Raw genomic sequence first — 12,824 nt, 5'->3', positions numbered from 1 at the left:
CGGAGTTCGACCCCGAGCCATGCTCAATACGCTGCGCAAGATCGTCCAGGAAGTTAACTCCGCCAAGGATCTCAAGGCGGCGTTGGGGATTATTGTGTTGCGCGTCAAGGAAGCCATGGGCAGCCAGGTCTGCTCGGTCTACCTGCTGGACCCCGAGACCAACCGTTTTGTGCTGATGGCCACCGAGGGCCTGAACAAGCGCTCCATCGGCAAGGTCAGCATGGCGCCCAACGAGGGGCTGGTGGGCCTGGTGGGGACGCGTGAAGAACCCCTCAACCTTGAGCACGCAGCCGATCACCCCCGTTACCGCTACTTTGCCGAAACCGGCGAAGAGCGCTACGCGTCCTTCCTCGGCGCACCGATCATTCACCACCGCCGCGTCGTCGGCGTGTTGGTTATCCAGCAAAAGGAACGTCGTCAGTTCGATGAAGGGGAAGAAGCCTTCCTCGTGACCATGAGCGCGCAGCTCGCCGGGGTTATCGCCCACGCCGAGGCGACGGGCTCGATTCGCGGCCTGGGCCGTGAGGGCAAGGGTATCCAGGAGGCCAAGTTCATTGGCGTGCCGGGTTCGCCGGGCGCAGCGGTCGGTACGGCCGTGGTCATGTTGCCGCCGGCCGACCTCGATGTGGTGCCGGACAAGACCGTCAAGGACATTGACGCCGAAATCAAACTGTTCAAGACCGCCCTGGAAGGCGTGCGCGCCGACATGCGCAACCTGTCGACCAAGCTGGCCACCCAACTGCGCCCCGAAGAGCGTGCGCTGTTCGACGTGTACCAGATGATGCTCGACGACGCGTCCCTGGGTAACGAAGTCAAGACCGTGATCAAGACCGGCCAGTGGGCCCAGGGCGCACTGCGCCAGGTGGTCACCGATCACGTCAACCGTTTCGAATTGATGGACGACGCCTACCTGCGCGAACGCGCTTCGGATGTGCGCGACCTCGGTCGCCGTCTGCTGGCCTACCTGCAGGAAGACCGCACCACCAATCTGGTCTACCCCGACAACACCATCCTGATCAGTGAAGAACTGACCGCCACCATGCTCGGCGAAGTGCCGGAGGGCAAGTTGGTGGGCCTGGTGTCGGTACTGGGTTCGGGTAACTCCCACGTCGCGATCCTGGCCCGGGCCATGGGTATCCCGACGGTGATGGGCCTGGTGGAACTGCCGTATTCCAAGGTCGACGGCATCGACATGATCGTCGATGGCCATCGCGGTGAAGTCTTCACCAACCCCAGTGAGCTGCTGCGCAAGCAGTACGCCGAAGTGGTGGAAGAAGAGAAACAACTGGCGCTGGGCCTCGATTCGCTGCGCGAACTGCCATGCGTGACCCTCGACGGCCACCGCGTGCCGCTGCTGGTGAACACCGGCCTGCTGGCCGACGTCGCCCGCGCGCAACAGCGCGGTGCCGAAGGCGTTGGGCTGTACCGTACCGAAGTGCCGTTCATGATCAACCAGCGATTCCCGAGCGAGAAGGAACAGCTGGCGATCTACCGCGAGCAACTGCAAGCGTTTCACCCGTTGCCGGTGACCATGCGCAGCCTCGATATCGGCGGCGATAAATCCCTGTCGTATTTCCCGATCAAGGAAGACAACCCCTTCCTCGGTTGGCGCGGCATCCGCGTGACCCTCGACCACCCGGAAATCTTCCTGGTGCAGACGCGCGCCATGCTCAAGGCCAGCGAAGGCCTGAACAACCTGCGCATCCTGCTGCCGATGATCTCCGGCACCCACGAGCTGGAAGAGGCGCTGCACCTGATCCACCGTGCCTGGGGCGAAGTGCGCGACGAAGGCTCGGACGTGCCGATGCCGCCGATTGGCGTGATGATCGAAATCCCGGCGGCGGTGTACCAGGCCAAGGAGCTGGCGCGGCAGGTGGACTTCCTGTCGGTCGGCTCCAACGACCTTACCCAATACCTGCTGGCCGTGGACCGCAACAACCCGCGCGTGGCCGACCTCTACGACTACCTGCACCCGGCGGTGCTGCAAGCCCTGCAACATGTGGTGCGCGACGCCCATGCCGAGGGCAAGCCGGTGAGCATCTGCGGCGAAATGGCCGGCGACCCGGCAGCAGCGGTGCTGTTGATGGCGATGGGTTTTGACAGCCTGTCGATGAACGCCACCAACTTGCCGAAGGTGAAGTGGATGCTGCGTCAGGTGGAACTGGGCATGGCCAAAGAGCTGCTGGCCGAGTTGATGACCATCGACAATCCGCAAGTTATCCACAGCTCGCTGCAACTGGCGCTGAAAAACCTGGGGCTGACGCGGATGATCAACCCGGGTTCTGCCAAGACGCTCTGAATGCTGCAGACGATCCAAATGTGAGAGGGGGCTTGCTCCCGATAGCTGAGTGTCAGTCAACCACTACTTGACTGATAGACCGCTACCGGGAGCAAGCCCCCTCCCACATTGAATCTGTTTTGGGATTAGAGGTTGAGTTCGATTTCACCCAACCGCCCACCCTGCGGGCCGAAACTGCGCTCCACCATGCGCCGCGTACCGTCGGCATTCACAATCAGCGCTGTACTCACCCGCGTTCCGTAACTGGCGCTGGCGATAAACACGCTGGATAACAGACTCTCGGTGGCCAACCCCACGCCGGTATCCGGCAAATGCGCAAACGGTGCGGTCTGCGGGTCGCTCATGATCGCCAGCAAGGCTTGCGGCTGTGGGTCTTCCAGCAACTCGCGCAGCGCCGCTCTGGCCTTGAGCAACTTCGGCCAGGGTGTGTCCAGGCCGGCATTGGACAAACCATAAACCCCAGGCTTCAAGCGGGTCGGCTGGCCCTCGTTGGCGTTGTAGTGCCACATCTCGTCCCGCGTACCCAGCAGCAGGTTAAACCCGGCATATTCAATCGAACGGCGATTAACTTCGGCCAAATATTGGTCAATGGGCTGCGAACCACTGAGAAACCGTGCCACCAGCTCACCGCGTGAGGTGCGTGCCGGCGGCTGGTGCGGCTCGCGGATATTGGTCAGGGCGGCAAAGCGCCCGTCGGCACTGATTCCCAGCCAGGTGCCGCCGGCTTCCTGGTCACGGCCGGCGTAAACATCAGGCGCGTCCGGCCATTGGGCCAGCGGCAGAGTGGGGCGTGCGTAGAACTCATCGCGGTTGGCCGCGACGATCAGCGGCTGGGCATGGCCCGGCCGCCAGGCGAAGACAATCAGGCACATCGGGTGATTCCCTGTTGTGTTTTTGGCCACTCTACCCACACAACCGCAGGCGTTCCATGACAACGCAGTTGGGCCGCGCACCTTCCATCCGTTAACATGCCGGGCTGTTGGGTGTGTATGTGAACTTCCTGATTTGATCTGGCCGCTGTAACGCAGGCTTAATCGCGCATCGGCATGGTCCGGTGCGTCATGACTAACTGTATTTAACGAGGAGTCGCAATGCTGCCTTACCCGCAGATCGACCCGGTGGCCCTGGCCATTGGTCCGCTGAAAATCCACTGGTACGGGTTGATGTACCTCGTCGGCATCGGCGGTGCCTGGTTCCTGGCGTCCCGGCGCCTGAACCGCTTCGACCCGACCTGGACCAAGGAAAAGCTCTCCGACCTGATCTTCTGGTTGTCGATGGGCGTGATCGTCGGCGGGCGACTGGGCTACGTGTTGTTCTACGATCTGCCGGCGTACGTCGCCAACCCGACGCTGATCTTCGAGGTGTGGAAGGGCGGCATGGCGTTCCACGGCGGCTTTATCGGCGTGATGATCGCCGCCTGGTGGTTTGGCCGCCGCAACGGCAAGTCGTTTTTCCAACTGATGGACTTCGTCGCGCCGATGGTGCCGATTGGCCTGGGCGCCGGGCGTATCGGTAACTTCATCAACGCCGAATTGTGGGGCAAGCCGACCGACGTGCCGTGGGCCATGGTGTTCCCGCCGTTCAGCGACCCGGCGCAACTGCCGCGCCACCCGTCGCAGTTGTACCAGTTCGCGTTGGAAGGTGTGGCACTGTTCCTTATCCTTTATATCTTCTCGCGCAAGCCACGCCCGACCATGGCCGTTTCGGGGATGTTCGCTCTGTTCTACGGGATCTTCCGCTTCATCGTCGAGTTCGTGCGGGTGCCGGACGCCCAGTTGGGCTACCTGGCGTGGGGCTGGTTGACCATGGGGCAAGTGCTGAGCCTGCCGATGATCATCGCCGGCCTGGGCATGCTGTGGTGGGCCTACAACCGCCCGCAAGGCATCAAGAACGCCGCGCTTTAAATACGAATGCCGAGGCGCGCCTCGGCTTCAACGATACAGGTAAGCACATGAAGCAATATCTCGAACTGCTGAACGACGTCGTGACCAATGGCCTGACCAAGGGCGACCGCACCGGCACCGGCACCAAAGCCGTGTTCGCCCGTCAGTATCGGCATAACCTGGCCGACGGCTTCCCGCTGCTGACCACCAAGAAGTTGCACTTCAAAAGCATCGCCAACGAACTGATCTGGATGTTGAGCGGCAACACCAACATCAAGTGGCTCAATGAAAACGGCGTAAAAATCTGGGACGAATGGGCCACCGAAGACGGCGACCTCGGCCCGGTGTACGGTGAGCAGTGGACCGCCTGGCCGACCAAAGACGGTGGCACCATCAACCAGATCGACTACATGGTGCACACGCTCAAGACCAACCCCAACAGCCGCCGCATCCTGTTTCACGGCTGGAACGTCGAGTACCTGCCCGACGAAACCCAAAGCCCTCAGGAAAACGCGCGCAACGGCAAGCAGGCCCTGCCGCCGTGCCACCTGCTGTACCAGGCATTCGTGCATGACGGCCACCTGTCGATGCAGTTGTATATCCGCAGCTCCGACGTGTTCCTCGGCCTGCCGTACAACACCGCCGCGCTCGCGTTGCTCACCCACATGCTGGCCCAGCAGTGCGACCTGATCCCTCACGAGATCATCGTCACCACCGGCGACACCCACGCCTACAGCAACCACATGGAGCAGATCCGCACTCAGCTGGCGCGCACGCCGAAGAAGCTGCCGGAGCTGGTGATCAAGCGCAAGCCTGCGTCGATCTACGATTACAGGTTTGAAGATTTCGAGATCGTGGGCTACGACGCCGATCCGAGCATCAAGGCTGACGTCGCGATCTAAGCGTCGTTCTCGGTCAAGTGTGGGAGGGGGCTTGCTCCCGATAGCGGTGTGTCATTCAAGCATCTGTTGACTGACACTCTGCAATCGGGAGCAAGCCCCCTCCCACATTTGGATCTGGTGTTAATCCCGGCGGTATCAGTGCCCGTGGCTGCGGCCCACGTGTGAAGGCTCCGCTTCGCTGGCCTGCACACTCCCGCTTACCTCCAGCCGCTGCAGAATCCCGCATTCCGGGCCGCCGCCACAGCGCTGGCGCAGGTCGAGCAGTTGTTCCTGCAACGCCAGCAGCCCGTCGATCCGTGCTTTCACATGGTGGATGTGCTCATCAATCAACGCATTCACGTTTTCGCACTGATCCTGGGGGCTGTCGCGCAGGCCAAGCAGGCTGCGGATTTCTTCGAGGGTCATGTCCAGGCTGCGGCAGTTGCGGATGAAGATCAGCCGCTCGGTGTGCGCCTGGGTGTATACGCGGTAGTTGGCATCGGTGCGCGCCGGGGGCGGCAGCAGGCCTTCCTTCTCGTAGTAGCGGATAGTTTCCACCGCGCAGTCGGTGTGTTTGGCCAATTCGCCGATCTTCATTGCAGCAATCTCCAAATGGGTGCTTGACCCTATAGTGGCTACAGGGTCTTTACTTGGCAACAGGCACCTTATAAGGACGCGACAGAATGAGCGATTCTCTGCACACCCACGATCATGCACCCAAAAAACTCACGCCCGTGCACAACCATGGCGGCGCCTGCTGTTCCAGTGAGCCGGCGCCGGCGCGGGTGCAACTGAGCGAGGCACCCTCGGCGGGCTCGCGCCTGAGCACCTTTCGTATCGAAGCGATGGACTGCCCCACCGAGCAGACGCTGATCCAGAACAAACTGGGCAAGCTGGCCGGCGTGCAGCAGCTGGAATTCAACCTGATCAACCGTATCCTCGGCGTCACCCATGACCTGCCGAGCACCGCGCCGATCGTCGAGGCGATCAAGTCCCTGGGGATGCAGGCCGATCCGATTGAAGAGGGCACGCCGGCCGCCGAGCCGCCGGCGAAAAAACACTGGTGGCCGCTGGCGTTGTCCGGCGTCGGTGCGCTGGGCGCCGAGGTGCTGCATTTTTCCGGCGTGGCGCCGACCTGGCTGATTGCGCTGGTGGCACTGGTTTCGATCCTCAGCGGCGGCCTCACCACCTACAAAAAGGGCTGGATCGCCCTGAAGAACCTCAACCTCAACATCAACGCGCTGATGAGCATCGCGGTGACCGGCGCCGTGTTGATCGGTCAGTGGCCGGAAGCGGCGATGGTGATGTTCCTGTTCACCGTGGCCGAGTTGATCGAAGCCAAGTCTCTGGACCGCGCGCGCAATGCCATCAGCGGCTTGATGCAGATGACGCCGGAGCAGGCGACGGTGCAGCAGGCGGACGGCAGCTGGGTCGAAAAGGAAGTCAAAGGTATCGATCTCGGCGCCATCGTGCGGGTTAAACCCGGCGAGCGCATTGGCCTGGACGGTGAAGTCACCGCCGGCCAGTCTACTATCGACCAGGCACCGATCACCGGTGAAAGCCTGCCCATTGAAAAGACCGTGGGCGACAAGGTCTTCGCCGGCACCATCAATCAGGCCGGCTCTCTGGAATACAAGGTGACGGCCGCGGCCAACAACTCCACGCTGGCGCGGATCATCCACGCCGTGGAACAGGCCCAGGGCGCCCGCGCGCCGACCCAACGCTTTGTCGACAGCTTTTCGAAGATCTACACCCCCGTGGTGTTCCTGTTTGCCTTGGGCGTGGCGATCATCCCGCCGTTGTTCATGGCCGGCGTCTGGGTGGACTGGATCTACCGTGCCCTGGTGCTGCTGGTGGTGGCCTGCCCCTGCGCGCTGGTGATTTCCACCCCGGTGACCATCGTCAGTGGCCTGGCGGCGGCGGCGCGCAAGGGCATCCTGATCAAGGGCGGCGTGTACCTGGAGGGCGGTTACAAACTCGACTACCTGGCCCTGGACAAGACCGGCACCATTACCCACGGCAAGCCGGTGCAAACCGATTACCTGGCGCTGTTCCCCACCGTCGAAGACAGCGCCCCCGCGCTTGCCGCCAGCCTGGCCGGGCGTTCCGATCACCCGGTGTCGCTGGCAATCGCCAATGCGGCTGTGGATAAGAAACTGCCGGTGCACGTTGTGGATAACTTCGAAGCCCTGGCCGGTCGCGGGGTGCGCGGCGATATCAATGGCCAGACCTACCACCTGGGCAACCATCGCCTGGTGGAAGACCTGGGCCTGTGCTCGCCCGAACTGGAAGAAAAGCTGTTCGCCCTGGAGAAACAAGGCAAGTCCGTGGTGCTGCTGCTCGACGCGTCCGGCCCGCTTGCGCTGTTCGCCGTGGCCGATACGGTGAAAGACAGCAGCCGCGAAGCCATCCGGCAATTGCACGAGCTGGGCATCAAGACCCTGATGCTCACCGGCGACAACACCCACACAGCGCAGGCGATTGCCGCCCAGGTCGGGATCGACCAGGCCCAGGGCGACCTGTTGCCCACCGACAAGCTGCAAGCCATCGAAACCCTCTACCAGCAGGGCCACCGCGTCGGCATGGTCGGCGACGGCATCAACGACGCCCCGGCCCTGGCCCGCGCCGAAATCGGCTTTGCCATGGCGGCAGCCGGCACCGACACCGCCATCGAAACCGCCGACGTCGCGCTGATGGACGATGACTTGCGCAAGATCCCGGCATTCATTCGTTTGTCGCGACAAACCTCGCGTATCCTCAAGCAGAACATCGCCCTGGCGCTGGTGATCAAGGCGATCTTCCTGGCCGTCACCTTCCTTGGCATGGCCACCATGTGGATGGCGGTGTTCGCCGACATGGGCGTGAGCCTGCTGGTGGTGTTCAATGGCCTGCGCCTGTTGCGCAAATAAACGATGAGGGGCGGGTGTGCTGAGTGCCGAGCTGAAAGCGTTTTTCATGGTCGCCCGCCTGGGCAGCATCACCCAGGCGGCAAAAAAGCTCGGCCTGAGCCAGCCCACCGTCACCACCCAGATCCGTCATCTGGAAAGCCAGTACGGCATTGAGCTGTTCTACCGTGGCGGGCGCCGCCTGACGGTCAGCGACGACGGCGCGCGGATGCTGCCGATGGTCAAGGCGCTGTTGCAGCAGGAAGCGGATATCGAGTTTTTCCTGCGCAACAACGGCCAGGTGCAGGGCGCGCTGAGAATTGCCGCCACGGCGCCGTACTACATTCTTGACCTGGTCAAAGCCTTCCGCGAGCGCCTGCCGCTGGTGGACGTGTCGGTGGAAATCGGCAACTCGCAGCAGGTGCTTGAAGCGCTGGATGACTACCGCGTCGACGTCGCCGCGTCTTCGCAGCTGCTGGAAGACCCACGGCTGATTCGTCGCGTATTGGGCAGCGACCCGCTGGTGCTGGCGGTGCATCGCAATCATCCGCTGGCTGCGCTCGATCATGTGCCGCTGACGGCGCTGGCCGGGCACACCTTGTTGATGCGCGAAGCAGGCTCCACCACGCGCCGACTGACCGAAGAAATGTTGCAGGGCGCTGGCGTGAGTTACGGCCCGCTGCTGGAAATCGGCAGCCGCGAATCGATCCGCGAGGCGGTGCTGCGCAATATCGGTATCAGCATCATTGCGCGACAGGAAGTGCCCCATGACCCGCAATTGCGCGTGCTGACCATCGAGAATGCGCCGCAGATTCCGGAGTATCTGTACTGCCTCAAGGAGAGGAAGGGCGCGCGCTTGCCGGCGGCGTTTCTGGGGTTGGCGCAGGAAATGTCGCCGCTCTGAGGTTTTGTGGTGGCCCAGACAACTCATTCCTTAAGCCCTACCCAAACCCACCAATACCACTATCACCGGGTTTTGCCTTCCTGCCACACCCGCGACGCATTGCCCCCCTAGCATGGCCTTCATCCGTTTGATGAGGTGCCCCCATGAACACAGCCCTGAACAACCCCGGTGCGCCGATGCGCGTGCGCGGTATCCAGAAACGCTTCGGTGCCTTCACCGCGCTGGACAACGTGTCCCTGGACGTCGCCGCCGGCGAGCTGGTGTGCCTGCTGGGCCCGTCCGGTTGCGGCAAGACCACCTTGCTGCGCTGCATCGCCGGCCTTGAGCGCCAGGACAGCGGTGAGCTTTACCTGGGCGAGCGCGACGTATCGCTGTTGCCGCCCCAGGCACGGGACTACGGCATTCTGTTCCAGTCCTACGCGCTGTTTCCCAACCTCACCGTCGAAGCGAACATCGGCTACGGCCTCACCGGCAGCGGCCGCGATGAAGTGCGCCAGCGCGTCGGCCAGATGCTCGAACTGGTGGACCTGGTCGGCAGTGAAAAGAAATACCCCGGGCAACTCTCCGGCGGCCAGCAGCAACGCGTGGCCCTGGCCCGCGCCCTGGCCCCGGCGCCGTCGTTGCTGTTGCTGGACGAACCCATGTCGGCGCTCGACGCCCGGGTGCGCGAGCACCTGTGCACCGAGCTGCGCCAACTGCAACGGCGGCTGGGCGTCACCACGCTGATGGTCACCCATAACCAGGACGAAGCCATGTTGATGGCCGACCGCATTGCCGTGATGAACAACGGCAAGGTCGAGCAATACGCCACACCTCAGGCGATCTACGACCGTCCGGCCACGCCGTTCGTGGCCGAGTTTGTCGGTCAGGGCAACTGGCTGCCGTTCAGCCGCAACAGTGCCAGCCACGCTCAGGTCGGCGGGTTGAACATGCGCCTGGCCGACGACGCGGGCGTGGCCACCTCCGGGCGGCTGTTCTGCCGCCCGGAAGCCATCAGCGTCAACCCGCCTGTGCATGAAGAAAACCTGTTTCCGGCCAAGGTGCGCGAGATCACGTTCCTCGGCAACCGCTGCCGCATGAGCTTCGAGCTGGAGCACTTGCCCGGCCACCCGCTGCTGGCCGAACTGGCCCCGGAAGCCATGCCGCGCCTGGGCGCCCAGCACATTTGGGTGGCCCTGCCACCGCGCAGCCTGCAGGTGTTCGCCTAAGATGGCGGCGGTCATGACGTTACCGCGCCAGGTGTCCCGCGCTGAAATGGGCGACCGCCTGTTCGTGCTCGGCGGCAAGCTGGTGTGGTTGCTGCTGCTGGGCGTTGCGGTCCTGCTGCCATTGCTGGCGATCTTCTGGCGCGGCTTCAGCAGCGAGGCCGGGCAGGGCGGCGGGCTGGTAGCGGCGCGGGAACTGGTCACCAGCGACAACTTCCACTGGTTGCTGGGCAATAGCCTGAAAGTCTCCCTCAGCGTGGCGGCGATTGTCGTACCGCTGGCCTACCTGTTTGCCTACGCCCTGCAACGCACGTTGATCCCCGCCAAGCCGATCTGGCGCGGCCTGTCGTTGCTGCCGCTGATGGCCCCGTCGATGCTGCCGGGGATTGCGCTGGTCTACCTGTTCGGCAACCAGGGCCTGCTGCGCGGCTTGCTCGCGGACAATATCTACGGCTTCTGGGGGATCGTGCTGGGGGAGGTGATCTATACCTTCCCACACGCCCTGATGATTCTGCTCTCGGCGCTCTCGCTGGCGGATGCGCGGCTGTTCGATGCCGCATCCAGCATGGGCGCCAGCCCCGCCCGGGCGTTTCGCAGCATCACCTGGCCAGCCACGCGCCAGGCAGTGTTCGCGGCGTTCTGCCTGGTGTTTACCCTGACCATCACCGACTTCGGCGTGCCGGTGGTGGTGGGCGGTGATTATCAGGTACTGGCGCTGGAAGCCTACAAAGCGGTGGTCGGCCAGCAACAGTTTGGGCGCGGCGCGTTGATCGGCATGGTGTTGCTGCTGCCGGCGCTGTTCAGCTTTGGCGTGGATACCTGGTTGCGCCGTCGCCATGGCGACGCCATGAGCGGCCGCGCCCAAGTCTTCCGGCCGGCGCCATCGCGGGCACGGGACGCCTGCTACCTGGCCATCGTGGTGCTGATCTGCGCCGCGCTGTTGCTGGTCTTCGGCATGGCGGTGTACTCCTCGCTGGTGAAATTCTGGCCGTACAACCTGTCGTTGTCGCTCAGTCACTACCAGTTCGAAGACACCGCCGGCGGCGGCTGGCTGGCCTATCGCAACAGCCTGATCCTGGCGCTGTGCAGCGCATTGATCGGCAGCGTGCTGATCTTCACCGGCGCTTACCTGATGGAAAAAACCAAGGGTCAGAAGGGCCTGAACCTGGCCCTGCGCCTGCTCAGCTTTGTGCCGATGGCGGTGCCGGGTCTGGTTTTGGGCCTGGGCTACGTGTTCTTTTTCAATCTCAACGGCAACCCGCTGCATGTGTTCTACGGGACCATGACCCTGCTGGTGGTGTGCACCATTGCGCATTATCTGACCACCGCGCAGATGACCGCCACCACTGCGCTGCGCCAGTTGGACGCCGAGTTCGAAGCCGCTGCGCTGTCCCTCAAGGCGCCGCTGTACCGCCATTATTTGCGCGTAACTGTGCCGATCTGCCTGCCGGCGCTGCTGGACATCGTGCGCTACCTGTTTGTGTCGGCGATGACCACCGTGTCCGCCGCCATCTTCCTCTACCGCCCCGACACCATCCTCGCCGCCGTCGCCGTGTTGAACATGGACGACGCCGGCAATGTGGGCGGCGCGGCGGCGATGTCGACCCTGATTCTGTTCACCTCAGGCAGCGTCTCGCTGTTGCTGGCGTGGGCCTCACGTGGCGCGTTGCGCCGCTCTCAAGCCTGGCGCCAGAGCGCGCCCGGCCAATAACCCTTGAAGGAGGTGTTCCATGTTCAAGCCCCTGACGCTGGTCGCTGCCGTCCTCACCGCATTCAGCCTGAATGCCTTCGCCAAGACCGAACTGACCGTGTACACGGCCCTCGAAGCCGAGCAGTTGAAGACCTACAAACAAGCCTTCGAAAAAGCCAACCCTGACGTCGAGATCAAATGGGTGCGCGACTCCACCGGCATCATCACCGCCAAGCTGCTGGCCGAAAAAGCCCGCCCGCAGGCTGACGTGGTGTGGGGACTGGCGGCATCGAGCCTGGCGATCCTCGATCAGCAGGGTATGCTTGAAAACTACGCGCCGAAGGATCTGGACAAGATCGGCAAAAACTACCGCGACGCCGCCAACCCTCCGGCCTGGGTCGGCATGGACGTGTGGGCGGCGACCATTTGCTTCAACACCGTTGAAGCCGAGAAACAGGGCCTGACCAAACCGGTGAGCTGGCAGGACCTGACCAAGCCCGAGTACAAGGGCAAGATCGTGATGCCTAACCCGGCATCGTCCGGCACAGGCTTCCTCGACGTCAGCGCCTGGCTGCAAACTTTCGGCGAGAAGCAGGGCTGGCAGTACATGGACGACCTGCACCAGAACATCGGCCAATACGTTCACTCCGGCTCCAAGCCGTGCAAGCTGGCCGCTTCCGGGGAATTCCCGATTGGTATCTCGTTTGAATACCCGGCCGTGCAGTTGAAACGCCAGGGCGCGCCGCTGGACATCATCCTGCCCAAGGAAGGCCTGGGCTGGGACATTGAAGCCACCGCTGTGATGAAGGGCACCGCCCACGCCGACGCGGCCAAAAAGCTCGCCGACTTCTCCGCCAGCCCGGCGGCGATGGACCTGTACAAGGACAACTTCGCCGTGCTCGCCCAACCGGGCATCGCTAAACCGCAGACCGAATTGCCGGCGGACTACGAGCAGCGCCTGATCAAGAATGACTTTGCGTGGGCGTCGAAGAACCGCGACAGCATCCTCACCGAGTGGCGCAAGCGCTATGACGGCAAGTCGGAGAAGGTGGCGGGCCAGTAAGGTTTTCTTTAAGG

Annotated in this window: 10 protein-coding genes; 8 read left to right on the top strand and 2 right to left on the bottom strand. The window is 63.1% G+C overall.

The window, feature by feature from the left end; all coding sequences use genetic code 11:
- Positions 1 to 19 precede the first annotated feature (19 nt).
- Positions 20 to 2,299: a phosphoenolpyruvate--protein phosphotransferase gene (gene ptsP, locus LUB09_RS13045; RefSeq protein ID WP_209986037.1), complete on the top strand. Its 2,280-nt coding sequence runs from the start codon at positions 20 to 22 to the stop codon at positions 2,297 to 2,299.
- Between the two features lie 125 nt (positions 2,300 to 2,424).
- On the opposite strand, the gene LUB09_RS13040 is transcribed toward ptsP, so the two are convergent.
- Entirely contained in the window at positions 2,425 to 3,171 is a 747-nt protein-coding gene (locus tag LUB09_RS13040) for an NRDE family protein (RefSeq protein WP_231422753.1), read from the bottom strand.
- A gap of 219 nt (positions 3,172 to 3,390) precedes the next feature.
- Between LUB09_RS13040 and lgt the strand changes: the two genes are divergently transcribed.
- Both lgt and LUB09_RS13030 read left to right on the top strand, forming a co-directional pair.
- Complete coding sequence (gene lgt, locus LUB09_RS13035) at positions 3,391 to 4,203, top strand: prolipoprotein diacylglyceryl transferase (RefSeq protein WP_003234701.1); 813 nt, start codon at positions 3,391 to 3,393, stop codon at positions 4,201 to 4,203.
- Positions 4,204 to 4,250: 47 nt separating this feature from the next.
- Positions 4,251 to 5,084, top strand: a complete 834-nt coding sequence (locus LUB09_RS13030) for a thymidylate synthase (RefSeq protein WP_122307967.1) — start codon at positions 4,251 to 4,253, stop codon at positions 5,082 to 5,084.
- A 135-nt stretch (positions 5,085 to 5,219) separates the two neighbouring features.
- On the opposite strand, the gene cadR is transcribed toward LUB09_RS13030, so the two are convergent.
- Complete coding sequence (gene cadR, locus LUB09_RS13025) at positions 5,220 to 5,660, bottom strand: Cd(II)/Pb(II)-responsive transcriptional regulator (protein WP_209986031.1); 441 nt, start codon at positions 5,658 to 5,660, stop codon at positions 5,220 to 5,222.
- An 86-nt stretch (positions 5,661 to 5,746) separates the two neighbouring features.
- On the opposite strand from cadR, the gene LUB09_RS13020 reads away from it, so the two are divergent.
- The 5 genes from LUB09_RS13020 to LUB09_RS13000 all read left to right on the top strand — a co-directional run bounded on the left by LUB09_RS13020 (position 5,747) and on the right by LUB09_RS13000 (position 12,810).
- Positions 5,747 to 7,972: a heavy metal translocating P-type ATPase gene (locus LUB09_RS13020; protein ID WP_231422752.1), complete on the top strand. Its 2,226-nt coding sequence runs from the start codon at positions 5,747 to 5,749 to the stop codon at positions 7,970 to 7,972.
- Between the two features lie 16 nt (positions 7,973 to 7,988).
- Positions 7,989 to 8,852, top strand: coding sequence for a LysR family transcriptional regulator (locus LUB09_RS13015; RefSeq protein ID WP_209986024.1), 864 nt, complete (start codon positions 7,989 to 7,991; stop codon positions 8,850 to 8,852).
- A gap of 143 nt (positions 8,853 to 8,995) precedes the next feature.
- Complete coding sequence (locus LUB09_RS13010; RefSeq protein WP_231422751.1) at positions 8,996 to 10,060, top strand: putative 2-aminoethylphosphonate ABC transporter ATP-binding protein; 1,065 nt, start codon at positions 8,996 to 8,998, stop codon at positions 10,058 to 10,060.
- A 1-nt stretch (position 10,061) separates the two neighbouring features.
- The gene (locus LUB09_RS13005; RefSeq protein WP_231422750.1) at positions 10,062 to 11,768 is read left to right on the top strand and encodes a putative 2-aminoethylphosphonate ABC transporter permease subunit; all 1,707 of its coding nucleotides are present in this window, start codon (positions 10,062 to 10,064) and stop codon (positions 11,766 to 11,768) included.
- Between the two features lie 19 nt (positions 11,769 to 11,787).
- Positions 11,788 to 12,810 carry a putative 2-aminoethylphosphonate ABC transporter substrate-binding protein gene (locus tag LUB09_RS13000; RefSeq protein ID WP_231422749.1) on the top strand — a complete coding sequence of 341 codons (1,023 nt, stop codon included), beginning with the start codon at positions 11,788 to 11,790 and terminating at the stop codon, positions 12,808 to 12,810.
- Positions 12,811 to 12,824: the final 14 nt, after the last annotated feature.

The organism is Pseudomonas sp. Leaf59, from assembly GCF_920984685.1.
Classification (GTDB): Bacteria; Pseudomonadota; Gammaproteobacteria; order Pseudomonadales; family Pseudomonadaceae; genus Aquipseudomonas.
This window is presented reverse-complemented; position numbering and strand designations above follow the sequence as displayed.